Genomic DNA, 21,284 nt, shown 5'->3' on the forward strand with positions numbered 1-21,284 from the left:
AAAGGGGCGAGGCCACTTATGGGCGCCTATATCCTGAAGCGGTTGCTTCTTGTGATACCGACACTTCTCGGCATCATGATCGTCAACTTCACCCTCACGCAATTTGTCCCCGGCGGTCCGATCGAGCAGATCCTTGCGCGGGTCGAGGGGGGCGGCGATTCCATGCGCAACCTGACCGGCGGCGGCGGCGATTCCGGACAGGCGCAGGGCGGCGATGATCAGGGCTATCAGGGCGCGCGGGGGATCTCGCCGCAGCAGCTCGCCCAGCTGGAAGTGCAGATGGGCTTTTCGCGGATCGTCTGCGAAGAGGGCTATCAGGGGGTGCCTTCTGTCACCGCTCCCGAATGCCGCACCGAAAAAATCGGTGCGGTCGAGCGGTTTTTCATCATGATGGGGCATTATCTGACCTTCGATTTCGGCAAGAGCTACTTCCACAACGAGACGGTCATGCAGCTGATTTCGGAGAAGATGCCGGTGTCGATCACGCTGGGGCTCTGGTCGACGCTGCTGGCCTATCTGATTTCGATCCCGCTGGGCATCCGCAAGGCCGTGCGCGATGGCACGTCCTTTGATACATGGACCTCGGCGGTGATCGTGGTGGCCTATGCCATTCCGGGGTTCCTGTTTGCGGTGCTTCTGCTGGTGCTGTTTGTGTCGGGCAACTGCTTCCACATCCCCTTTATCCCCGAGAGCTGGAACCCGACCTGTTACAGGCTCTTCCCGCTGCGGGGCCTGACGTCGGATAATTTCGACACGCTGAGCACGCTCGGCAAGGCCAAGGATTACCTCTGGCATATCGTGCTGCCGATCACGGCGATCACGATCTCCAGTTTCGCCACGCTGACCCTGCTGACGAAAAACTCCTTCCTTGACGAGATCAACAAGCAATATGTCGTCACCGCCCGCGCCAAGGGGCTGACCGAACATCGCGTCCTTTACGGCCATGTGTTCCGCAATGCGATGCTGATCGTGATCGCGGGCTTCCCCTCGACCTTTCTGGGCGTGTTCTTCGGGTCGTCGATCATCGTGGAAACCATCTTCTCGCTCGACGGCCTCGGTCTTCTGGGCTTTCAGGCGGCGGTCGAGCGGAACTATCCGGTGATCTTCGGCACGCTTTACGTCTTTGGCCTGATCTCGCTGGTGGTCGGAATCCTGTCGGATATGATGTATGTCTTTGTCGATCCACGGATCGATTTCGAGAAGAGGGGCGGCTGATATGGCACTTTCCCCGCTCAACCGGCGCCGCTGGCAGAATTTCAAAGCCAATCGCCGCGCCTTCTGGTCGCTGGTTATCTTTAGCGTGCTGTTTGTCGCCTCGCTGTTTGCCGAGGTGCTGGCCAATGACAAGCCCATCGTGGTGAACTATCGCGGGCATTTCTATTTTCCGGCCTACCGGTTCTACCCCGAGACCACATTCGGTGGGGATTTCCGCACCGAAGCCGTCTATCGCGAGCCGGAGGTGCAATGCCTGATTGTCACCGGCGGTAACGAGGCCTGCTGGGACGACCCCGAGGCCTATATGAAAGAGGCGCGGGAGAAAGGTACGGTCGAGGGCGAAAAGGTCGAGACCGGCTGGATGATCTGGCCGTTGATCCATTATAATTACCGCACCATCAGCGATGTCGCGCCGGCCTTCTCGCCGCCCGACAGCACCCATTGGCTGGGCACCGACAACACCGCCCATGATGTGCTGGCGCGGGTGATCTACGGCTTCCGCACCTCGATCCTGTTCACCTTGATCGTCACCGGCGTCGGCTCGCTGATCGGGGTCGCGGCGGGGGCGGTGCAGGGCTATTTCGGCGGCAAGGTCGATATCGTCTTCCAGCGGCTTCTGGAGATCTGGGCCTCGACGCCCTCGCTCTATGTGATCATCATCCTTTTCGCCATTCTGGGGCGCAGTTTCTGGCTCTTGGTCTTTGTGTCGATCCTGTTTGGCTGGCCTGCCTTGGTGGGGGTCGTGCGCGCAGAATTCCTGCGCGCGCGCAATTTCGAATATGTCCGCGCCGCGCGGGCCTTGGGGGTGAGTGACGGCACGATCATGCGCCGCCATATCCTGCCCAATGCGATGGTGGCGACGCTGACCATGCTGCCCTTCGTGGTGACCGCCACGATCTCGATGCTGGCCTCGCTGGATTACCTTGGCTACGGGCTGCCGTCCTCGGCGCCCTCGCTGGGGGAACTGGCGCAGCAGGGCAAGGAAAACCTGCAGGCCCCGTGGCTCGGGCTCTCGGCCTTCTTCACATTCGCGGCGATGCTGTCGCTGTTGATCTTCATCTTCGAGGGCGTGCGCGATGCCTTCGACCCGCGCAAGGTGTTCCAATGACCACGATCCTCGATGTCAAAGACCTGAAGATCAGTTTCGGGCGCGGGCCGGAGGTGGTGAAGGGCGTCAGCTTTACCGTGGGGCAGGGTGAGACCGTGGCGCTGGTGGGGGAATCCGGCTCGGGCAAGTCGATCACGGCGCTGTCTTCGGTGCAGCTTCTGGGGCCGAATGCGCATCTGTCGGGGTCTGTGCGCTATAAGAACCAGGAGATGGTGGGCGCCCCCGAGCGCCTTCTGCGCAAGGTGCGCGGCAATGATATCAGCTTCATCTTCCAGGAGCCGATGACCTCGCTCAATCCCCTCCATACGCTGGAAAAGCAGCTGGGCGAAAGCTTGGCGCTGCATCAGGGTGTACGGGGCGCGCAGGCCAAGGCACGGATTGTCGAGCTGCTGGATAAGGTCGGCATCCCCGACCCCGAAAGCCGTTTGGCCGATTATCCGCATCAGCTCTCGGGCGGGCAGCGCCAGCGGGTGATGATCGCGATGGCACTGGCCAATGGGCCGGATCTGCTGATTGCCGACGAGCCGACCACCGCGCTGGATGTGACGATCGAGGCGCAGATCCTTGACCTGCTGGCCGATCTGAAGCGCGATATGGGCATGAGCCTGCTGTTCATCAGCCACGACCTTGGCGTGGTGCGTCGTATCGCGGACCGTGTCTGTGTCATGCAGAATGGAGAGATCGTCGAGCAGGGGCCGGCCGAGGAAATCTTTGCCAATCCGCAGCACCCCTATACCCGCAAGCTGCTGGCCGCCGAACCTAAAGGTCTTGCCGATCCGGTGCCCGAGGATGCGCCGGAACTGGTGCGTACCGAGGATCTCAAGATCTGGTTTCCCGTGAAACGCGGGCTTTTGCGCAAGGTGACGGGCCATGTAAAGGCCGTCAATGGCGCGTCTTTGTCGGTGCGGGCGGGGGAGACGCTGGGCATTGTGGGTGAAAGCGGGTCCGGCAAGACCACGCTGGCGCTGGCCATCATGCGGCTGATCGAAAGCGACGGGCCGATCATCTATGCGGGCGAGAATATCGCCCAGTGGGAGGGCAAGCGCCTGCGCGCGCTGCGCCGCGATATGCAGATCGTGTTCCAGGACCCGTTCGGCTCGCTCAGCCCGCGGATGACGGTCGAACAGATCATCGCCGAAGGGCTGACCGTGCATGGGCTCGAGCCCGGGCGCAACCGCACCGAAATGGTGGCGGAGATCATGGCAGAGGTCGGCCTGCCGCCCGAGGCGATGCATCGCTACCCGCATGAATTCTCGGGCGGGCAGCGGCAGCGCATCGCCATTGCCCGCGCCATGATCCTGCGCCCCAAAGTGGTGGTTCTGGACGAGCCGACCTCGGCGCTGGATATGACGGTGCAGGTGCAGATCGTCGATCTTCTGCGCAACCTGCAACGCAAACACGGGCTGGCCTATCTGTTTATCAGCCATGACCTGCGGGTGGTGCGGGCGCTGAGCCATAAGGTTCTGGTGATGAAGCGCGGCGAGGTGGTCGAGCAGGGCGCGGCGGGCGATGTCTTTGCCAACCCCAAAACCGGTTATACCCGCAACCTGATGGCGGCAGCTTTGGGGGAGGCGGTGTGAAGGTCCTCTTCGCGCACCAGAACTTTCCCGGCCAGTTTCCGCATCTGGCTCCGGCGCTTCAGGCGCGCGGCCATGATGTTCTGGCCCTGACGGCCGAGAAAAACACCCGCCCTTCACCGGTCAGGGTGGTGAAATACCGCCAGCCCGACGAGGTAACCCTGTCGTCGAACCTTACGCGGATGTATGCGCAGGTTTCCGAACGCGGGATGAAGGCGGCCCGTGCCGCGCGGCAATTACGCAGCGAGCATGGCTATGTGCCGGATGTGATTTTCGGCCATCCCGGTTGGGGCGAGACGCTGTATCTGCGCGAGGTCTGGCCGGAAGCGCGACTGCTGATCTATGGCGAACTGATGTACCGGACATCGGGGCTTGATACCGATTTCGATCCCGAATTCGCCCGTGACATGTTCGAGAGCCGTATCTCGACCGTGGCGCGCTCGGCACATCTGATCCAGACCATGGTGCAGGCCGATGCGGCCCTGTGCCCGACACGGTTTCAGGCCGAGACCTTCCAGCCCGAATTCCGGCACAAGATCACCATCTGTCATGACGGGGTCGATACCGACAGGCTGTGCCCCAACCCCGATGCGGTCTTCGAGATTGCGCAAAAGGGGCTGCGTTTCCGTCCCGGAGACGAGGTGCTGACCTTCGTCAACCGCTCCTTGGAGCCCTATCGCGGCTATCACAGCTTCATGCGGGCGCTGCCCGACGTGCTGGCGGCGCGTCCGGAGGCCCATGTGTTGATCGTGGGCGAGGAGGGGCAGAGTTACGGCGGCCCCCCGAAAGACGGGATCAGCTGGAAAGAGCGTTATCTCAACGAGGTCCGCGACAGGCTGGATCTCTCGCGGGTGCATTTTCTGGGGCGTATCCCCTATGACCGCTATATCGCGATGCTGCAGGTCAGCCGTGCCCATGCCTATCTGACCTATCCCTTTGTGCTGAGCTGGTCGCTGATGGAAAGCATGAGTGCGGGGTGCCATGTCGTGGCCTCCGATACCGCCCCCGTGCGCGAGATGATCGCGGATGGGGAGACCGGAGAGCTGGTCGGCTTTTTCGATATTCAGGGGTGGTCGGACCGGCTGATCGCGGCTCTGGCCGCCCCCGAGCGTTTTATCCCGATGCGGCTTGCCGCGCGTGCCCATATGGTCGCGCAATATGATCTGCGCCGCCAGTGTCTGCCCAGACTTGTCGAGTTTGTCGAAACCGCAGGGCGTGCCTGAGGCGGTTCCAGCGTGTTGCCGCCTTGTGGGGGAGCGGGGGCAGGCGCGACCTTGTCCTGCGGGGGGAGCGAAACGGAGCAGGGCATCGAGCCCCGCTCCGTTTCGGTCGGGGGCACTGCCCCCTCCGGCTTTGCCCCCTAACGCTGGTTTCAGATGGCCGAGCTGTGGCCCGCCTTCGAGAGATCGTAGGCATCGAAATACCGCGCGATCAAACGGGTCAGGGGGCGGCCTTTCTCGGGGATCACAAGGCCGAAGCTTGTCATCTCGACGCAGTCCTCGAATTCGGCCGCACAATGGCTGAACATCTGTGTCAGATGGGCGAGCGTCACATCATGATGGCGGAGAAGGTCATCCGTGCGGACCTCGAAATCGCACATCAGGGCTTCGATGATACGTGCGCGCAGGTGATCCTCGCGGCTGAGGATATGGCCGCGCGCCGTCGAGAAGCTGCCATCGCGGATCGCGCCCACATGCTTGCCCGTGGCCGAGGCGTTTTGCGCATAGCCCTGCGGGAAGCGGGAGATCGCGCTGGCCCCGAGGCCGACCAGAACATTGGCCTGATCGTCGGTATAGCCCTGGAAATTGCGCCGTAGCTGGCCTGCCTTCTGCGCCACGGCCAGACCGTCATCGGGCAGCGCGAAATGGTCGATGCCGATTGTGTCATAGCCATCCGCGCGGAACAGCATCGCCGCGCGGTCGAACAGGTCGAGCCGCTCTTCCGGTGTGGGCAATTCGTCGGAGGGCAGCATGTTCTGGCGACGGGCCATCCACGGCACATGGGCGTAGCCGTAAAGCGCGACACGATCAGGGGCCAGCGACAGCAGTTTCTGCACCGAAGACGAAATCCGCTGCGGCGTCTGCCGTGGCAGGCCGAACAGGATGTCGGCATTGAGGCTGGAGATGCCTCGTGCCCGGATCATCTCGACCGCGCGGGCCGTCACCTCGAAACTCTGGTCGCGCCCGATGATCTTCTGGATCTCGGGATCGAAATCCTGCACCCCGATCGAGGCACGGTTCATGCCCGACTGCGCCAGCGCATCCAGACGTGCGGCATCGATCTCGTTCGGGTCGATCTCGACCGAGAATTCGGCCCCTTCGGCCAGAGGCACCGCGTTGAAGGTGGCCTCGGCCAGACGGCGCATCATATCGGCGGGCATCAGCGTCGGCGTGCCGCCCCCCCAATGCAGCCGCGACAAAGTGACGCCGGGGGCGAGCCGCTGTTTGAGCATTTTCAACTCGCGCAGCAGGACTTCGGAATAGGCCTGCACTGGCTCGGCGCTTTGCGTGCCCTGCGTTCTGCAGGCGCAGAACCAACAGAGCCGCCGACAGAAAGGCACATGCATATAAAGCGAGATAGAGCTTCCCGCAGGGATGGCTTCGATCCAGGAGGAGAAGGCCTCCGGTCCCACATCCGCACTGAAATGCGGGGCCGTCGGATAGCTGGTATAGCGGGGGACGCGTGCGTCAAACAATCCCAGACGGGCGAGTTGCGATTTGTGTTCCATGCAGATATGTTTAGAAGATCAACGCGCAGCAGAAATTGACTCATATCAAATGTCCATTACGAAAGATGATGTGCCCTCGCTCACGCTTCAGTGTGGGGACTGCACCATCCGCCACCGGGCGGTCTGTGCTCGCTGTAGCGCGGAGGAAATCGACGAGCTTGAGGCGATCAAGTTCTACCGCACCTACGAGGCGGGCCAGACCATTGTCTGGGCCGGTGACGAAATGGAATTCGTGGCCTCTGTGGTGACGGGAATCGCCACGATCACGCAGGCGATGGAAGACGGGCGCACGCAGATGGTGGGGCTTTTGCTGCCCTCGGATTTTGTCGGGCGTCCGGGGCGGTCCAACGCCGCTTACAACGTGACGGCCACCACCGATGTGCTGATGTGCTGCTTCCGGCGCAAGCCTTTCGAGGCGATGATCGAGCGCACCCCGCATCTGGCGCAGCGCCTGTTGCAGATGACGCTGGACGAGCTGGATGCCGCGCGTGAATGGATGCTGCTTCTGGGGCGCAAGACCGCCCGCGAGAAGATCGCCTCGCTGCTGTCGATCATCGCGCGGCGCAATGCGTCCTTGCAGATGAAAAACCCCTCGGAAAGTATGACATTCGATCTGCCGCTGACCCGCGAGGCGATGGCCGATTATCTGGGCCTGACGCTTGAAACGGTGTCGCGCCAGATTTCGGCGCTCAAGCGGGACGGGATCATTTCGCTGGAAGGCAAGCGCCATGTGACCGTGCCCGATATGGATGCGTTGCAGCTTGAGGCGGGAGATGATGCGGATGGCGGGATCTTCAACTAGGGCGTTTGTCACGCTTGATGTCTTTACAACGACGCCTTTCGCGGGAAATCCGCTTGCCCTTCTGCCCGATGCGACGGGGTTGAGCGATGCGCAGATGCAGACCATCGCGCGCGAGTTCAACCTCTCCGAGACGATCTTCGTCTTTCCGCCCGCCGATCCGGCCCACCGTGCCCGCGTCCGGATCTTCTATCCGCAGGGCGAAATGTCCTTTGCCGGTCATCCCACCATTGGCTGCGCGATCTTTCTGGCGCTTGAGGATCTTGCTCCGGATACGGACGGGGCCGATTTCGACCGTGTGCTGGTGCTGGAAGAGGAAGCGGGGCTTGTGCCGGTGCGTGTCTGGCGTGAGGCCGGAGAGATCCGTGCCGAATTTCAGGCACCTGTCCTGCCCGAATGCCTGCCCGACGACCTGCCGCAGAGCGCAGCGCCGGATCGTTGTGCCGCCGCGCTTGGGCTAGGCCCCGCGGATCTGGATGACGCGCCTCTGGCGGTGATTGCCGGCGGGCCGCGTTTTGCATTTATCGGTCTGCGCGATACAGAGGCGCTGGCGCGGGCGTGGCCGGTGCAGCCCGCCTTCGACCTTTTGCAGACAGAGCTGGCGGCGGCGGGGGTGTATCTTTATGCGCCCACAGGGGCGTATCGCTGGCAGGGGCGGATGTTCGACCCGATGGGCGGTATTCCCGAAGACCCCGCGACAGGGTCTGCCACCGCACTTTTCGCCGCGCAGCTTCTGGCACGAGGGGCTCTGCGGGATGGCGAGACCTGCTTTGCCTTGCAGCAGGGTGTCGAGATGGGGCGCATCTCGGATCTTGGACTGCGCGTGATCTGTCGGGGCGGGCGCTTGGCCTCGGTCCATGTGTCCGGCGCGGCGGTCGAGATCAGCCGCGGCAGGCTCAGGCTTCCCCCCCTCGGTCCTGATCCCCGATCAGATCGGGCAGCGCGTATAGCGTAGCGGGGCAGGGGCCGCGCCATCGCCGGTTTCGGTGCGGATCACGGTCTGGCCCTTGTCCTTCAATTCCAGTATTTCGTGATAGGACCATGACTGGCCCTCGCCGGTAAAGTCGAACAGGCCCGCAAGCTTGGTTGCGGATTGTTCCTGCGGTTCGGTCAGAACACCGCGCGATTCATAAAAGGTCAGGGTATCGGCGCTGACTGTCATCAACCCTTTGGCATCGCCCTTCGTCGAGGTGCAGTCGTTCAGGCTCATGCCCCAGCGGCCCTGAAACCCTGCGGGGATCGGTCCGGCTGCGGCCACGTTCCCTGCATCCGGCTTGGCGCTGCCCGGCGGCATGCAGGCCGCAAGCGCGAGGGTTCCTATCAGGGGCAGGGCGAGCAGTCGCATCAGTCTCTCCAGTCTCCAATGGCCGGTTTTTCGGGTGACAGCCGCAGGATTGGGGTGTGGCGGCACGACTGTCCAGCACAGTGTGGAACGGGCGGCATAAAGCCGCCCGTTCGTGAGTGCCATCAGAGATTTCTTGCCGGTTTAATGCGACATCAGCACCGGAACGGCAGCCATTTCCAGCATGTGACGGGTTGCCCCGCCAAGAATCGCCTCGCGGAAGCGCGAATGGCCATAGGCCCCCATCACGATCATATCGGCGCTCGTGTCGCTGACATGGCGATTGATCACATCGGAGATGCGCGGCATGGTTTTGGGCAGCACCGTCACTTCGGCGGCCACACCGTGGCGCACAAGCATCTGGCAAAGCGCACTGCCGGGATCGGCGCGTTCGGGCCCATGTGCGGGCGGCGCGACAAGGGTGATATCCACCTTCTCCGCAGCTTTCAGCAGCGGCAGGGCGTCGCGCACCGCATTGAGCGATTCGTCGGACTGATTCCACGCAACCACCACATGGCGGCCACTCAGGCGACCGTTGAAATCGTCGGGGACGATCAGCACCGGCACATTGCCCTCGAACAGGGCGGCCTCGATGGTGGCCTCGATTTCCTGTCCACGATCTTCGCCATAGGGGCGTCCCATCACGACCAGATCGGCAAACCGCGCGCGGATCGCCACAGCCGGAGAGATCGAACCAAGCTGGACGACCATGGTTTCGGTGGCCCAGCGGATATCCTCGGCTTTCAGCCGCGCCAGCACGCCTTCCTCGATCTTGCGGGCTTCGTCTTGCGCCTGTTCGATGATTTCCTTCTGAACATAGGCAGTTGCGCCTGCATAATAGTAGCCCGTCTGCGAAACATCGACGCCGAGGCAGAGCACATCAAGATGCGCCTGCTCCTGACGGGCCATCACAACGGCCGCGTCCAACTGGGCTTTCGCCGCGCCCAGATCGGTAACAATAGTCAGAATAGATTTATAGGACATGGCTTTGCCTCGTCATTTCAGTTCGGAAAATATCATATGCCTGCTTCTAATTCACCACTTTGACAAGGATCAATTCATGGATTGAAGACCTACTTTTTGCCCTCTCGAAGAGTTGATGCAGATCAATGCATAGTGAAGGCGTCCCCCGCAAAAGGGACTGAAGTCGTGCCCCTTTCATTTGAGCAGGGGAGAATAAGACGAAGGGACGCAATATGTGGGATTATCTCAAGCTAGCTATGCTGGGGCTCGTCGCGGTGCTTGCCGCGATTGCTGCCAGCTATGGCCGCGATCTCGCCTATACCGTGAATGCGATCGAAGTATTTGTGGCGGCTGTGATTGCACTGATCTGGGTGATGCGGGGAATGGAAAAATCCAAACCCGTCTCGCAAACGGAATATTTTGACAGTGTCATTCGCTATGGCGTGGTGGCAACGGTTCTATGGGGTATCGTCGGCTTTCTGGTCGCCGTGTTCATCGCTTTCCAGCTGGCCTTTCCGGCGCTGAATTTCGAATGGGCGCAGGGCTATCTGAATTTCGGCAAGCTTCGTCCCCTACACACCTCTGCGGTGATCTTCGCCTTTGGCGGGAACGCGCTGATCGCGTCGTCCTTCTATGTGGTGCAGCGCACCTCGGCGGCGCGGCTGTTTGGCGGCAGCCTCGGCTGGTTCGTGTTCTGGGGCTATAACCTGTTCATCGTTCTGGCGGCGTCTGGCTATATCCTCGGGGCCACCCAGTCGAAAGAATATGCCGAGCCGGAATGGTATGTCGATCTTTGGCTGACCGTCGTGTGGGTGGCCTATCTGATCACCTTCCTCGGCACGATCCTCAAACGCCGCGAGCCGCATATCTATGTGGCCAACTGGTTCTACCTTTCGTTCATCGTGACTGTGGCGATGCTGCATATCGTCAACAACCTCGCTCTGCCGGTCTCGATCTTCGGGTCGAAATCCGTGCAGCTCTTCTCGGGCGTGCAGGATGCGATGACGCAGTGGTGGTATGGCCATAACGCGGTGGGCTTCTTCCTGACGGCAGGCTTCCTCGGGATGATGTACTATTTCGTGCCCAAACAGGCCGAGCGTCCCGTCTATTCCTACAAGCTGTCGATCATCCACTTCTGGGCGCTGATCTTCCTCTATATCTGGGCTGGTCCCCACCACCTGCATTACACCGCGCTGCCCGACTGGGCCTCGACGCTGGGGATGGTGTTCTCGATCATGCTGTGGATGCCCAGCTGGGGCGGGATGATCAACGGTCTGATGACGCTCTCGGGCGCGTGGGACAAACTGCGCACCGATCCGGTGATCCGTATGATGGTGGTGTCCATCGGCTTCTACGGCATGTCCACCTTTGAAGGTCCGATGATGTCGATCAAGGCCGTCAACTCGCTGTCGCACTATACGGACTGGACCATCGGTCACGTGCATTCCGGCGCGCTTGGCTGGAACGGGATGATCACCTTCGGGATGCTCTACTTCCTTGTTCCGAAACTGTGGAAACGCGAGCGTCTCTATTCGCTCAAGGCCGTCAGCTGGCATTTCTGGCTCGCGACGATCGGGATCGTGCTCTACGCCGCCTCCATGTGGGTGACCGGTATCATGGAAGGTCTGATGTGGCGTCAGGTGGATGCGCAGGGCTTCCTGGTGAACTCGTTCGCTGACACCGTTTCCGCCAAATTCCCGATGTATGTCGTGCGGGCTCTTGGGGGTGTGATGTATCTGACCGGTTCGCTGATCATGGCCTGGAACCTTTGGGCGACGGTTGCCAAGCAGCCCAAGGCCGTGGCCGCGGCACCTGTTGCGGCAGAGTAAGGAGAGAGACCTATGTCCATTCTGGATAAACACGGGATCATCGAGAAGAACGCGACGCTGCTTCTGATCGGCTCCTTCCTTGTGGTGACCATCGGCGGGATCGTCGAAATCGCGCCTCTGTTCTATCTCGAGAACACGATCGAGAAGGTGGAAGGGGTTCGCCCCTACACCCCCCTCGAACTGACCGGCCGCGATATCTATGTCCGCGAGGGCTGCTATGTCTGCCATAGCCAGATGATCCGCCCGATGCGGGACGAGTATGAACGCTACGGTCATTACTCGCTGGCGGCGGAATCGATGTATGACCACCCGTTCCAATGGGGGTCCAAACGCACGGGGCCGGATCTGGCGCGTGTGGGCGGGCGTTACTCGGATGCGTGGCATGTCGATCACCTGACCAACCCGCAATCGGTCGTGCCGGAATCGGTGATGCCGAAATACGGCTTCCTGAAGAACCGTCTGATCGATACGGCCCATCTGGAAGAACGTCTGACAACCGATGCGGCGGTCGGGGTGCCCTATAGCTCCGATATGATCGAGGCGGCCAAGGCCGATTTCGCGGCCCAGCTGGATCCTTATGCCGATACCGATGGCCTGTTCGAGCGCTATGACGACCGTGTCAATGTGCGCAATTTTGATGGTCAGCCCGCCGTGACCGAGATGGATGCGCTGGTCGCCTATCTGCAGGTTCTGGGCACGATGGTCGATTTCTCGACCTTCGAACGCGATGCAAGCCGGTAAGGAGGGCATGATGGACTATCATATCTTCCGTGAATTTGCCGATAGCTGGATGCTGCTGTTCATGGTGATGATGTTTGTGGGCGCGATCTTATGGGCCTTCCGGCCCGGTGCCCGCAAAGCACAGCGCGACAGCGCCTCCATCCCGTTCCGTCACGAGGACCGTCCCGCAACCGCAGCCGACAAGGAGGTGGGCAAATGAGCAAGACACCCAAGAAACTGCCGAATGATCCTTCGACCACGGGCCATAGCTGGGATGGTATCGAAGAGTTCAACAACCCCCTGCCGCGCTGGTGGCTGTGGACGTTCTATGCCTGCATCATCTTCGCTCTGGGCTATTCGGTTGCGATGCCCGCATGGCCGCTGTTGAACGGGGCAACGCCGGGGCTGTTGCACAAATCGACCCGCGCCGATCTTGAAGCCGATCTGGAGCGCTTCGATGCGATGAATGCGCCCGTCGAGGAAAAACTGGTGAATACCGACCTCGCGGCCATCGCTCAGGACCCCGAACTGGTGAACTATACCCAGAATGCGGGGGCTGCGGTGTTCCAGACATGGTGTGCGCAATGTCACGGGGCAGGGGCCGGTGGCCAGCAGGGTCTGGGCTATCCCAGCCTTCTGGATAGCGATTGGCTCTGGGGTGGGACGATCGACGATATCTACTTCACCGTCACCCACGGTATCCGTAACGAAACCGATCCCGATGGCGAGGCGCGCTATAGCCAGATGCCTGCCTTCGGCACCGACGGTATTCTGGATGAAGAGCAGATTGCACAGGTCGTGCAGCATGTGCGCCAGATCTCCGGTCAGGACTTCGATGCGGATCTGGCCAAAGAAGGGGCGGCGGTCTTCGAAGAGAACTGCACGAGCTGCCACATGGAAGATGGCACCGGTGACAAGTCCCAAGGCGCGCCGAACCTGACCGATGCGATCTGGCTTTACGGCGGCGATGTCGCCACCCTCACCAAGACCGTGCATGACGCCCGTTTCGGTGTGATGCCCAACTGGAACACCCGCCTGAGCGAAGCCGAGATCCGCGCTGTGGCCTCGTATGTCCACGGTCTGGGCGGCGGCCAGTAAACGAGATCTCCGCGCCATGCCCTAAAGCTTGGCGCGGAGTGCACCGGCACCTTGTCCTGTTCGCGCGTTTCCATGGGGGTGCCGGTGCTTTTTTATAAATCCACCATGACTGCCGGTCCAAGCCTTTGCTTGGGCCGCTTTTTTATGGCGTCTGCGGGGGTAACACCTTTGGTCAATTGTATTCGAAAAAATGCATGCCAAAGTGGAATTTTGACGCAAGTCAAGGAAAGGTGAGGTTGGAAAGCGCATTCAGAACTCCGACCTGACGACGATCCCAAGGAGATTGCACCGTGAGCGCCCCAGATCCTGTCGCCCCGCCGCCGCTCTATGCCAGCCGCGAGCCGATTTTTCCGCGCCATGTCCGTGGTAAGTTCCGCAGCCTGAAATGGTGGTTGATGGGGATGATGCTGGGCATCTACTACATCCTGCCTTGGGTGCGTTGGGACCGTGGTCCGGCATTGCCCGATCAGGCGGTGCTGGTCGATCTGGCAAATCGTCGGTTTTTCTTCTTCATGATCGAGATCTGGCCGCATGAATTCTATTTCGTGGCGGGCCTGCTGATCATGGCGGGGCTCGGGCTGTTTCTGTTTACCGCTGCGATGGGGCGGGTGTGGTGTGGCTATGCCTGTCCGCAAACGGTCTGGACCGATCTTTTCATGCATGTCGAACGTTGGATCGAGGGGGACCGGAACGCGCAGATCCGCCTTCTGCGTTCGCGCTGGACGGGAGAAAAGATCCGTAAGCGCGCGTTGAAATGGGCCTTGTGGCTGGTGATCGCCGTCGGCACGGGCGGGGCGTGGGTGTTCTATTTTGCCGATGCACCGACCTTGTTGCGCCAGCTGGTGACCGGACAGGCGGCGATGGTGGCCTATCTTACGCTGCTGGTGCTGACCGCGACGACCTTCTTCTTCGGCGGTTTCGCCCGCGAGCAGATCTGTATCTATGCCTGCCCGTGGCCGCGCATTCAGGCCGCGATGATGGACGAGGATACCCTGACCATCGGGTATCGCAACTGGCGCGGCGAACCGCGCGGCAAGCTGAAAAAGGGCGTGAAAGCCGATGCGGCGCAGGGGGATTGTATCGACTGCAATGCCTGTGTGAATGTGTGCCCTATGGGGATCGACATCCGCGACGGCCAGCAGATGGAATGCATCACCTGCGGCCTGTGTATCGATGCCTGCAACGAGATCATGGACAAAACCAACCAGCCGCACGGGCTGATCGGCTATATGGCGCTGCGCGACGAGGAGCGCGAGAAGAAAGGCGAGGCCCGTGTCAGCCCTTGGCGGCATATTTTCCGGCTGCGCACGATCATCTATTTCGTGCTCTGGGGAGGGATTGGTGTCGGGTTGATCGTGGCATTGCTGGTGCGCTCGCCGATCGAGTTCAACGTTACGCCGAACCGTTCGCCGCTTTATGTCACGCAGCCCGACGGGACGATCCGCAATATCTATGCGCTTCGTCTGCGCAACAAGGAGCATGACCCGACCGCCTATGTCATTTCGGTGACCGGTATGGATGGCCAGCCTGTGGATGGTCTGAGGGTCAAGGTCGAGGGAAGGGACGGGGCGTTGGTGATCGTGCCTGCCGATACGACCTTGTCGGCACGGCTCTATCTGGAAGCGGTGCGCGGTTCGGCGCTGGCCGATGCGACACGCAGCGATCTGGTTCTACGGGTCAGCCAGAAGGATGGCGACCGGTCTGTAACCGAAAAAACGGTCTTTAACGGCAAGGGGCGGAACTGAGATGATGACGCGTGAGCTGACCGGTAAACATGTTCTGGTGACCGTGGTCGGGGCCTTTTCGGTGATTATCGGGGTCAATATCTTTATGGCCTATAATGCGATCTCCAGCTTTCCGGGGCTGGAGGTGACCAATTCCTATGTGGCAAGCCAGCAATTCGACACATTGCGGGCGGCGCAACAGGCGCTTGGCTGGACGGTCGAGCCGCTTTACGAGAATGGCCAGCTCAGCTTCCGGCTGACGGATAAGGAGGGCCTGCCCGCGCCGGTTTCGCGGTTTTCCGCGCTTGTCGGGCGCACAACCATGTCGCGCGAGGATGTCACCCCGCAATTCCGTCGGGTGAACGGGGCCTATCTGGCCGATCTCACTCTGGCACCGGGGGCGTGGCTTGTGCATCTTGATGCGGTGGCGGCGGATGGCACGGCCTTCCGGCAGCGGATCGATCTGTTTGTCAGGAACTGAGCGGTGAGCGCTGCGCCAGATATCGAAACCGCTGTTTCGGCCTGTCCGGCCTGTATCGCAGCCCCTGCGGCGCAGGATCTGGCGCGGCGTGCCATCGCGGCCCCCAGCCTGTCGTTGTCTTTGCCCTCGATCCATTGCGCGGCCTGTATCACCGATGTCGAGGCCTGTCTGGGCGCGATCGACGGGGTGCGCGATGCACGGGTCAACCTGACGCTGAAGCGTGTTGCGGTGCAGGCGGGGCCGGAGATCACCGCCGCGCAGCTGATCGGCGCGCTGGAGGGCATCGGCTATGAGGCGCATGAGCTGGACCCTGATGTGCTGCGCGCCACCGAGACAGACAGGCAGGGCCGCGATTATCTGATGCGGATCGGGGTCGCGGGCTTTGCCATGATGAATATCATGCTGCTTTCGGTCGCGGTCTGGTCGGGGGCGGGCGATGCCACGCGCGATATGTTCCACTGGATTTCGGCAGCGATCGCCTTTCCGACGGTGATCTTTGCGGGCCAGCCCTTTTTCGCTTCGGCCTATCGGGCGCTGCGGGCGCGCAGATTGGGAATGGATGTACCGATTTCGCTGGCGATCCTGCTCTCGACAGGGATGTCGCTGTTTGAAACCATCCATTCAGGGCGGCATGCCTATTACGACGCAGCCGTAATGCTGATCTTTTTCCTGCTGGTCGGGCGCTATCTGGATTACCGCTCGCGCTCGGCGGCGCGTTCTGCCGCAGAGGAGCTGGCCGCGCTGGAGGTGCCGCGTGCATGGCGTGTGACCGATGCGGGCGAAACCGAAGTGCCGGTGGCGGATTTGCGCGTGGGCGATCACCTGCGCCTGCGTCCGGGCGGGCGGCTGGCCGCGGATGGGGTGGTGCTCGAGGGACGCTCGGAAACGGACCGGTCCTTGCTGACCGGTGAGAGCCTGCCTGTCAGCGTCGGGCCGGGGGCTGTGCTTTCGGCGGGGGAGGTCAATCTGACGGGGCCGCTGCTGGTGCGTCTGACCGCTGTCGGTCGCGACAGTTCGCTCCACCGGATGGCCCAGCTGGTGGCCGCTGCCGAGACCGCGCGGACCCGATACACCACGCTGGCCGAGCGGGCGACCCGTGCCTATACGCCCTTGGTGCATCTGATGGCCTTTTCAGCCTTTGCGGTATGGATGTGGCTTTCGGGCGATCTGCGTCTGGCGCTGAATATCGCCGCGGCCGTGCTGATCATTACCTGTCCCTGCGCCTTGGGGCTGGCGGTGCCTGCCGTTGTGACGGCCGCCTCGGGACGGCTGTTCCGGCAGGGGCTTCTGGTGAAGGATGGCAGCGCGCTCGAGCGGCTGGCCGAAGTGGATTGCGTGGTGTTCGACAAAACCGGCACGCTGACGATGGGCCTGCCCGAACCGGCGGATCTGGCAGGGATGGAGGCACAGGCGCGCCGCATTGCCCTTGCTCTTGCGGCGGCCTCGTCGCATCCGCTTTCCGTGTCGCTGGCTGAAATGCTACGCGCCGAAGGCGTCGAGCCGCAGGTGGTGGAGGGCCTTTGCGAAGTTCCGGGATGTGGGATCGAGGCCCGCGATCAGGGGCGGAGGATCCGTTTGGGACGGGCGGACTGGGTAGGCGCACAGGGCGAGGGCACATGGCTTGATGTGGGGCAGGGAAACCTGACGCGCCTGCGCTTTCAGGACCGTTTGCGCCCCGGAGCGGCTGAAGCCGTGCGTGCCTGTGTGGCGCGCGGGCTTTCGGTTCGGCTGGTGTCGGGCGATACCACAGCTGCGGTCTCGGCACTGGCCGCGCGTCTGGGGATTGCCGACTGGCAGGCCGAGGCACGCCCCGAAGACAAGGCCGCGACGCTGGCCACTTTGTCCGGGGCAGGCCATCATGTGCTGATGGTGGGGGACGGGTTGAATGACACGATTGCACTGGCGCAGGCCCATGTGTCGATCTCTCCGGCCTCGGCGCTTGATGCCGCGCGCACGGCCTCCGATATCGTGCTCTTGGGCCAGAATCTGGAGCCGATTGCCGAGGCCCTGCAGATTGCCCGCAAAGCCCGTGCGCGGATCAAGCAGAATTTCGCGATTTCCATCGGCTATAACATGATTGCCGTGCCGATCGCGCTTCTGGGGTTGGCCACGCCGCTGGCTGCAGCCCTTGCGATGTCGGCCAGTTCCATTACCGTGTCCCTCAACTCCTTGCGGCTCAAGTAATCTCGAAAGGCGGGTTTAATGTCGATCCTCGGATTTCTGATTCCGATTTCCCTTTTCCTCGGCGGCGTAGGCCTGCTGGCCTTTTTCTGGGCGCTGAAAAGCCGCCAGTTCGAAGACCCGAAAGGCGATGCCGAACGTATCCTGTCGACCGCGTGGGATGATCATCCCAAGGGCTAGTCTCGGGACTTGCGCGGGCCGTCAGCCAAGGGCAGGGTGCCTGCCGCGATAAAACCGCCGTTCTGTCGGCGGTTTTTGCATATGCGTGCTGCGGATCAATGGCGCGCCGCAATGTGCCCGCCCCACCGTCCTCACCAAGGTCCACCGGCACAGAGCCCCCTTTGCGCCGTGAAAGGGCACGCGCCATCAGGGGACCAAAGAAAAACGGACCGCATCAGGGATGCAGTCCGTGAGATTAGGCAGATAGAAGAGTGGCTTCAGGGGCCGACGACGCCGCATTCCATGCTGCGTGCGGCCAGACGGGCGCAGGCAAGGCTGGCCTGTTGCTGGCTCATGCCGACAAAGGTGGCCTCGTAACCGAGCTTGCGCTTGACCACTTTGCGTAGGGCATCGCCCAAGGTGTCGCTTTCCATCAGCGCCACTTTCAGCATGTCCTGCTGGGCGTGGAATTCGGAATTCTTCAATCCCAGTGTCACGCCCCAGTTCCGCCCGCCCGAGCTGGACGCACGCGCCACGACACGCGGCGTCTCCGAGGCGCTTGCCTGCGGCGGGTTCAGAGCGGCCAGAATCACCGTATCGGATTTCTTGCCCTTGCCCATCATCGCCAGAGTTTCCGGCTGCGGTTTGCTGGTCTGCTGGAAGATAGGACCACCCGGATCGGTATCGCCCTGTGCGATCTCGCCTGCAAACTGCGCCTCGTCCTCTTCGTCGGCGCTGTCCTGAACGCTGGCCATCTGGACTTCCTCGCCTGCCAGATCCTCGCTCTCGTCGGCGGGTTTGGCAGTGGCGAAGCTGCGATTGGGGGCCGAGACCGGACGCGGGCTGGCTTCCAGACCATCGGTCGAAGCCATTGCCACGGCGTCTTCCACGGCCTCCGTATCCACCGCAGGGGCGGCATTGGCCACGGCCACGGCGGCTGCGATAGCATCCGCATCATGGGTTGCCACACCGGGACGCGATTGCGGGCGCGGGCTGCTTTGCATGGGCGCGCTGGCCACCAGCATACCGGCGCTGGGTTGGTTCAGCTCGATCATATCGGGCGCGTTGGGCTTGTTGACGGGGCTGTGGTCCTGAACCCGTTTGAAGCCCAGATCCAGCAGTTCCGCCATTTTCGCATTCCGCTGTGCGGTCGAGGTGCCGCCGAAGATGGTTGCGATGATCCGCTCGTCGCCGCGCTGCGCCGAAGCACAGAGGTTGAAACCCGCAGCCACGGTGTAACCGGTCTTGATGCCGTCCGCGCCTTTATAGGCGTCAAGGAAGCGGCGGTTGGTCGAATAGACGGTCTTCATGCCAGCATCGGCAGAACGGCGCGAGAAGATGTTGTAATATTGCGGGAAATCATAAAACAAATGACGCCCGAGAATGGTCATGTCATGGGCGGTCGACATATGCCCCTTGCGGGTCAGGCCGTTGGCATTGAGAAAGGTCGAATTTTTCATGCCAAGCGATTTGGCGGTGGCGGTCATCCGTGCGGCCCAGTTGGCCTCGTTGCCGCCAAGCGCGTCCCCGATGGCCGATGCCGCGTCATTCGCCGATTTGATCGCCGCTGCACGGATCAGATAGCGCAGCTTGATTTTCTGACCGGCGCGCAGCCCCAGCCGTGACGGGGGCTGGGAGGCCGCATTTTGCGACACGGTGATTTCGGAATCCAGACTGACCTCACCGGCTTCGATAGCCTGAAAGGCGATGTAGAGCGTCATCATTTTGGTCAATGACGCAGGGTAGAGTCGCGTGTCGGCGTTTTTCTCGTAGAGGACCTCACCAGAGCGCATGTCCATCACATAGGCTGCATAGGGCGCGGCATACACAGCCAACGGCAAAAGCAACAATGTGAAGAACGCGCAAACTCCTGCTCGGATCCAGCGCAAAAGCGTGGTCACGGTTCTTATCCTTATATCTGCCTCGGTGCCCCGGTTTGATTTTAAAGTGGGGCTTATGGAAAGAACGATAACACGCGGAATCGTTTGTGAAAATTGGGAAGTTTCAGTCACCTTTACTGCGGTTTTCTTGCATCACCACATCATGTAGGTGGTATGGCGACAATATACGCATCATATTGTGCCATTAACCCTTCCTTAACACTCCATTCCCTTACGGCAGTTAATCATTTTTCACGCGCCTGTGAGAGGTTTTTACTCACATTCATTCACGGGCGCGTGATAATGCGGATCGACTCCACCAGATTCGCCATAGAGCCAAGCGTGGTGAGTCGAGGATGGGACTCGGGCGGTTCGGCATGATCCAGCGCCCAGGGCTGTGCACCATCGGGAATGTGGACCGCATGGCCGCCTGCCTGAAGCATCGGCAGGATGTCTGATTTCATTGAATTTCCAACCATCACGCCGTTGGTTGCCCCGCGCCCGTGACGGTTGAAGAGGCGGGTATAGGTTGCGGCGGTTTTCTCCGAAACCACCTCGACCGCCTGAAAATAGGGGCCCAGCCCCGATTGCGCCAATTTGCGTTCCTGATCGAGAAGATCGCCTTTGGTGATCAGGACAAGTTTGTGATCCTGGCTGAGCGTGGCAATCGTGTCTTCGACATGGGGCAGCAATTCGATGGGATGGGCCAGCATCTCGCGCCCTGCCTGCAACAATTCGGCGATCACTGTGGCATCGACGCGGGCCTCGGAAACCTCGATGGCGGTTTCGATCATCGACAATGTAAACCCTTTGACGCCAAAGCCATAGCGCCCGATGTTACGGCGCTCTGCCGCCAGAAGCCGCGCGTCCAGATGGGGCTTTTCGACATATTCGCCCATCAATTCGGCAAATCGCTCCTGTGTGAGCCGGAAGAACCTCGCATTTTGCCAAAGCGTGTCATCGGCGTCGAAACCCAGCATTGTCAGCGGCACTATTTACTCCCTATTGTAAGGTCAGAGTTTAACGTTCGAATTGCGAGCAGAGGCAGAAGGGGTTTCCTTCCGCCCCCGTCTTCCTATATTCGCCACGAGACCTGAGATGTTCGGAACCCGGGAAAGCGATGATGACAGGCGACTTCAAGCCCTTCAGCATGATGGCCGATGATGAAAATGGCAATGACGGCGATGCCGGCCTTGCTACGAAAACGCGGCCGAAAACCCGTAAGCCTCCGATGTATAAGGTGATGCTGCTGAATGATGATTACACCCCGATGGAGTTCGTGGTGCATATCCTCGAGCGGTTCTTCGGCCTCAATCATGCGCAGGCCTTCGAGATTATGTTGACCGTGCATAAAAAGGGTCTGGCGGTTGTTGGCGTGTTCTCCTTCGAGATCGCCGAGACCAAGGTTGCGCAGGTCATGGATTTTGCGCGCCGCCATCAGCACCCGCTGCAATGCACGATGGAAAAGGAATGAGCGCGG

At 61.2% G+C, this 21,284-nt stretch carries 20 protein-coding genes; 15 read left to right on the forward strand and 5 right to left on the reverse strand.

What is annotated here, in order from left to right; all coding sequences use genetic code 11:
* Nucleotides 1–18: 18 nt before the first annotated feature.
* The 4 genes from RPE78_RS07950 to RPE78_RS07965 are packed head-to-tail and all read left to right on the forward strand — an operon-like array spanning nucleotide 19 to nucleotide 5,123.
* Complete coding sequence (locus tag RPE78_RS07950) at nucleotides 19–1,215, forward strand: ABC transporter permease subunit (RefSeq protein WP_339108968.1); 1,197 nt, start codon at nucleotides 19–21, stop codon at nucleotides 1,213–1,215.
* A gap of 1 nt (nucleotide 1,216) precedes the next feature.
* Entirely contained in the window at nucleotides 1,217–2,323 is a 1,107-nt protein-coding gene (locus RPE78_RS07955) for an ABC transporter permease (protein ID WP_339108969.1), read from the forward strand.
* Nucleotides 2,320–3,903: an ABC transporter ATP-binding protein gene (locus tag RPE78_RS07960; RefSeq protein WP_406720246.1), complete on the forward strand. Its 1,584-nt coding sequence runs from the start codon at nucleotides 2,320–2,322 to the stop codon at nucleotides 3,901–3,903. The genes RPE78_RS07955 and RPE78_RS07960 overlap by 4 nt, the downstream gene beginning before the upstream one ends.
* Nucleotides 3,900–5,123, forward strand: a complete 1,224-nt coding sequence (locus tag RPE78_RS07965; RefSeq protein WP_339108972.1) for a glycosyltransferase — start codon at nucleotides 3,900–3,902, stop codon at nucleotides 5,121–5,123. The genes RPE78_RS07960 and RPE78_RS07965 overlap by 4 nt, the downstream gene beginning before the upstream one ends.
* A gap of 149 nt (nucleotides 5,124–5,272) precedes the next feature.
* On the opposite strand, the gene hemN is transcribed toward RPE78_RS07965, so the two are convergent.
* Complete coding sequence (gene hemN / locus RPE78_RS07970; protein ID WP_339108973.1) at nucleotides 5,273–6,628, reverse strand: oxygen-independent coproporphyrinogen III oxidase; 1,356 nt, start codon at nucleotides 6,626–6,628, stop codon at nucleotides 5,273–5,275.
* Nucleotides 6,629–6,683: 55 nt separating this feature from the next.
* On the opposite strand from hemN, the gene fnrL reads away from it, so the two are divergent.
* On the forward strand, nucleotides 6,684–7,430 hold the full coding sequence (gene fnrL, locus RPE78_RS07975; protein WP_406721634.1) for a transcriptional regulator FnrL: 747 nt from the start codon (nucleotides 6,684–6,686) through the stop codon (nucleotides 7,428–7,430).
* Nucleotides 7,411–8,382, forward strand: a complete 972-nt coding sequence (locus tag RPE78_RS07980) for a PhzF family phenazine biosynthesis protein (protein ID WP_406720247.1) — start codon at nucleotides 7,411–7,413, stop codon at nucleotides 8,380–8,382. Before fnrL ends, RPE78_RS07980 begins: the two co-directional genes overlap by 20 nt.
* Here the strand turns inward: RPE78_RS07980 and RPE78_RS07985 are convergent.
* On the reverse strand, nucleotides 8,356–8,895 hold the full coding sequence (locus RPE78_RS07985; RefSeq protein ID WP_406720248.1) for a hypothetical protein: 540 nt from the start codon (nucleotides 8,893–8,895) through the stop codon (nucleotides 8,356–8,358). The genes RPE78_RS07980 and RPE78_RS07985 overlap by 27 nt on opposite strands.
* An 18-nt stretch (nucleotides 8,896–8,913) precedes the next feature.
* Nucleotides 8,914–9,753, reverse strand: a complete 840-nt coding sequence (locus tag RPE78_RS07990; RefSeq protein ID WP_339108977.1) for a universal stress protein — start codon at nucleotides 9,751–9,753, stop codon at nucleotides 8,914–8,916.
* Between the two features lie 212 nt (nucleotides 9,754–9,965).
* On the opposite strand from RPE78_RS07990, the gene ccoN reads away from it, so the two are divergent.
* From ccoN to ccoS, 8 genes are all read left to right on the forward strand, one after another.
* On the forward strand, nucleotides 9,966–11,561 hold the full coding sequence (gene ccoN, locus RPE78_RS07995; RefSeq protein WP_406720249.1) for a cytochrome-c oxidase, cbb3-type subunit I: 1,596 nt from the start codon (nucleotides 9,966–9,968) through the stop codon (nucleotides 11,559–11,561).
* A gap of 12 nt (nucleotides 11,562–11,573) precedes the next feature.
* Complete coding sequence (ccoO, locus tag RPE78_RS08000) at nucleotides 11,574–12,302, forward strand: cytochrome-c oxidase, cbb3-type subunit II (protein WP_339108979.1); 729 nt, start codon at nucleotides 11,574–11,576, stop codon at nucleotides 12,300–12,302.
* A 7-nt stretch (nucleotides 12,303–12,309) separates the two neighbouring features.
* Nucleotides 12,310–12,501 carry a cbb3-type cytochrome oxidase subunit 3 gene (locus RPE78_RS08005; RefSeq protein WP_406720250.1) on the forward strand — a complete coding sequence of 64 codons (192 nt, stop codon included), beginning with the start codon at nucleotides 12,310–12,312 and terminating at the stop codon, nucleotides 12,499–12,501.
* Nucleotides 12,498–13,379 carry a cytochrome-c oxidase, cbb3-type subunit III gene (gene ccoP, locus RPE78_RS08010; protein WP_339108981.1) on the forward strand — a complete coding sequence of 294 codons (882 nt, stop codon included), beginning with the start codon at nucleotides 12,498–12,500 and terminating at the stop codon, nucleotides 13,377–13,379. Before RPE78_RS08005 ends, ccoP begins: the two co-directional genes overlap by 4 nt.
* A gap of 290 nt (nucleotides 13,380–13,669) precedes the next feature.
* The gene (gene ccoG / locus RPE78_RS08015) at nucleotides 13,670–15,124 is read left to right on the forward strand and encodes a cytochrome c oxidase accessory protein CcoG (RefSeq protein WP_339108982.1); all 1,455 of its coding nucleotides are present in this window, start codon (nucleotides 13,670–13,672) and stop codon (nucleotides 15,122–15,124) included.
* 1 nt (nucleotide 15,125) lies between these two features.
* Nucleotides 15,126–15,584: a FixH family protein gene (locus tag RPE78_RS08020; protein ID WP_339108983.1), complete on the forward strand. Its 459-nt coding sequence runs from the start codon at nucleotides 15,126–15,128 to the stop codon at nucleotides 15,582–15,584.
* Nucleotides 15,585–15,587: 3 nt separating this feature from the next.
* Nucleotides 15,588–17,768, forward strand: a complete 2,181-nt coding sequence (locus RPE78_RS08025; protein WP_406720251.1) for a heavy metal translocating P-type ATPase — start codon at nucleotides 15,588–15,590, stop codon at nucleotides 17,766–17,768.
* An 18-nt stretch (nucleotides 17,769–17,786) separates the two neighbouring features.
* The gene (gene ccoS, locus RPE78_RS08030) at nucleotides 17,787–17,945 is read left to right on the forward strand and encodes a cbb3-type cytochrome oxidase assembly protein CcoS (RefSeq protein ID WP_339108985.1); all 159 of its coding nucleotides are present in this window, start codon (nucleotides 17,787–17,789) and stop codon (nucleotides 17,943–17,945) included.
* 257 nt (nucleotides 17,946–18,202) lie between these two features.
* On the opposite strand, the gene RPE78_RS08035 is transcribed toward ccoS, so the two are convergent.
* Together RPE78_RS08035 and RPE78_RS08040 are read right to left on the reverse strand one after the other, a co-directional pair.
* Nucleotides 18,203–19,723 carry a D-alanyl-D-alanine carboxypeptidase family protein gene (locus tag RPE78_RS08035; RefSeq protein WP_406721635.1) on the reverse strand — a complete coding sequence of 507 codons (1,521 nt, stop codon included), beginning with the start codon at nucleotides 19,721–19,723 and terminating at the stop codon, nucleotides 18,203–18,205.
* A 368-nt stretch (nucleotides 19,724–20,091) separates the two neighbouring features.
* Complete coding sequence (locus RPE78_RS08040) at nucleotides 20,092–20,784, reverse strand: HAD family hydrolase (protein ID WP_406721636.1); 693 nt, start codon at nucleotides 20,782–20,784, stop codon at nucleotides 20,092–20,094.
* Between the two features lie 143 nt (nucleotides 20,785–20,927).
* Here RPE78_RS08040 and clpS point away from each other — a divergent pair, with 143 nt between their 5' ends.
* Nucleotides 20,928–21,278, forward strand: a complete 351-nt coding sequence (clpS, locus tag RPE78_RS08045; RefSeq protein WP_406721637.1) for an ATP-dependent Clp protease adapter ClpS — start codon at nucleotides 20,928–20,930, stop codon at nucleotides 21,276–21,278.
* The last annotated feature ends 6 nt before the right edge of the window (nucleotides 21,279–21,284 follow it).

Origin of the sequence: Thioclava litoralis, assembly GCF_045278885.1 — a bacterium.
Classification (GTDB): domain Bacteria; phylum Pseudomonadota; class Alphaproteobacteria; order Rhodobacterales; family Rhodobacteraceae; genus Thioclava; species Thioclava litoralis.

Bases quoted from the DNA above. Each gene is read 5' to 3' on its own strand.
- RPE78_RS07980 (WP_406720247.1), top strand. From the start codon at position 7,411: ATGGCGGGATCTTCAACTAGGGCGTTTGTCACGCTTGATGTCTTTACA.
- ccoS (WP_339108985.1), top strand. From the start codon at position 17,787: ATGTCGATCCTCGGATTTCTGATTCCGATTTCCCTTTTCCTCGGCGGC.
- ccoP (WP_339108981.1), top strand. From the start codon at position 12,498: ATGAGCAAGACACCCAAGAAACTGCCGAATGATCCTTCGACCACGGGC.
- RPE78_RS07955 (WP_339108969.1), top strand. From the start codon at position 1,217: ATGGCACTTTCCCCGCTCAACCGGCGCCGCTGGCAGAATTTCAAAGCC.
- RPE78_RS08035 (WP_406721635.1), bottom strand. From the start codon at position 19,723: ATGGACATGCGCTCTGGTGAGGTCCTCTACGAGAAAAACGCCGACACG.
- RPE78_RS07950 (WP_339108968.1), top strand. From the start codon at position 19: ATGGGCGCCTATATCCTGAAGCGGTTGCTTCTTGTGATACCGACACTT.
- RPE78_RS07990 (WP_339108977.1), bottom strand. From the start codon at position 9,753: ATGTCCTATAAATCTATTCTGACTATTGTTACCGATCTGGGCGCGGCG.
- hemN (WP_339108973.1), bottom strand. From the start codon at position 6,628: ATGGAACACAAATCGCAACTCGCCCGTCTGGGATTGTTTGACGCACGC.
- RPE78_RS07960 (WP_406720246.1), top strand. From the start codon at position 2,320: ATGACCACGATCCTCGATGTCAAAGACCTGAAGATCAGTTTCGGGCGC.
- ccoN (WP_406720249.1), top strand. From the start codon at position 9,966: ATGTGGGATTATCTCAAGCTAGCTATGCTGGGGCTCGTCGCGGTGCTT.
- ccoO (WP_339108979.1), top strand. From the start codon at position 11,574: ATGTCCATTCTGGATAAACACGGGATCATCGAGAAGAACGCGACGCTG.
- clpS (WP_406721637.1), top strand. From the start codon at position 20,928: ATGACAGGCGACTTCAAGCCCTTCAGCATGATGGCCGATGATGAAAAT.
- RPE78_RS07985 (WP_406720248.1), bottom strand. From the start codon at position 8,895: ATGGCACTCACGAACGGGCGGCTTTATGCCGCCCGTTCCACACTGTGC.
- RPE78_RS08040 (WP_406721636.1), bottom strand. From the start codon at position 20,784: ATGCTGGGTTTCGACGCCGATGACACGCTTTGGCAAAATGCGAGGTTC.
- RPE78_RS08020 (WP_339108983.1), top strand. From the start codon at position 15,126: ATGATGACGCGTGAGCTGACCGGTAAACATGTTCTGGTGACCGTGGTC.
- RPE78_RS08005 (WP_406720250.1), top strand. From the start codon at position 12,310: ATGATGGACTATCATATCTTCCGTGAATTTGCCGATAGCTGGATGCTG.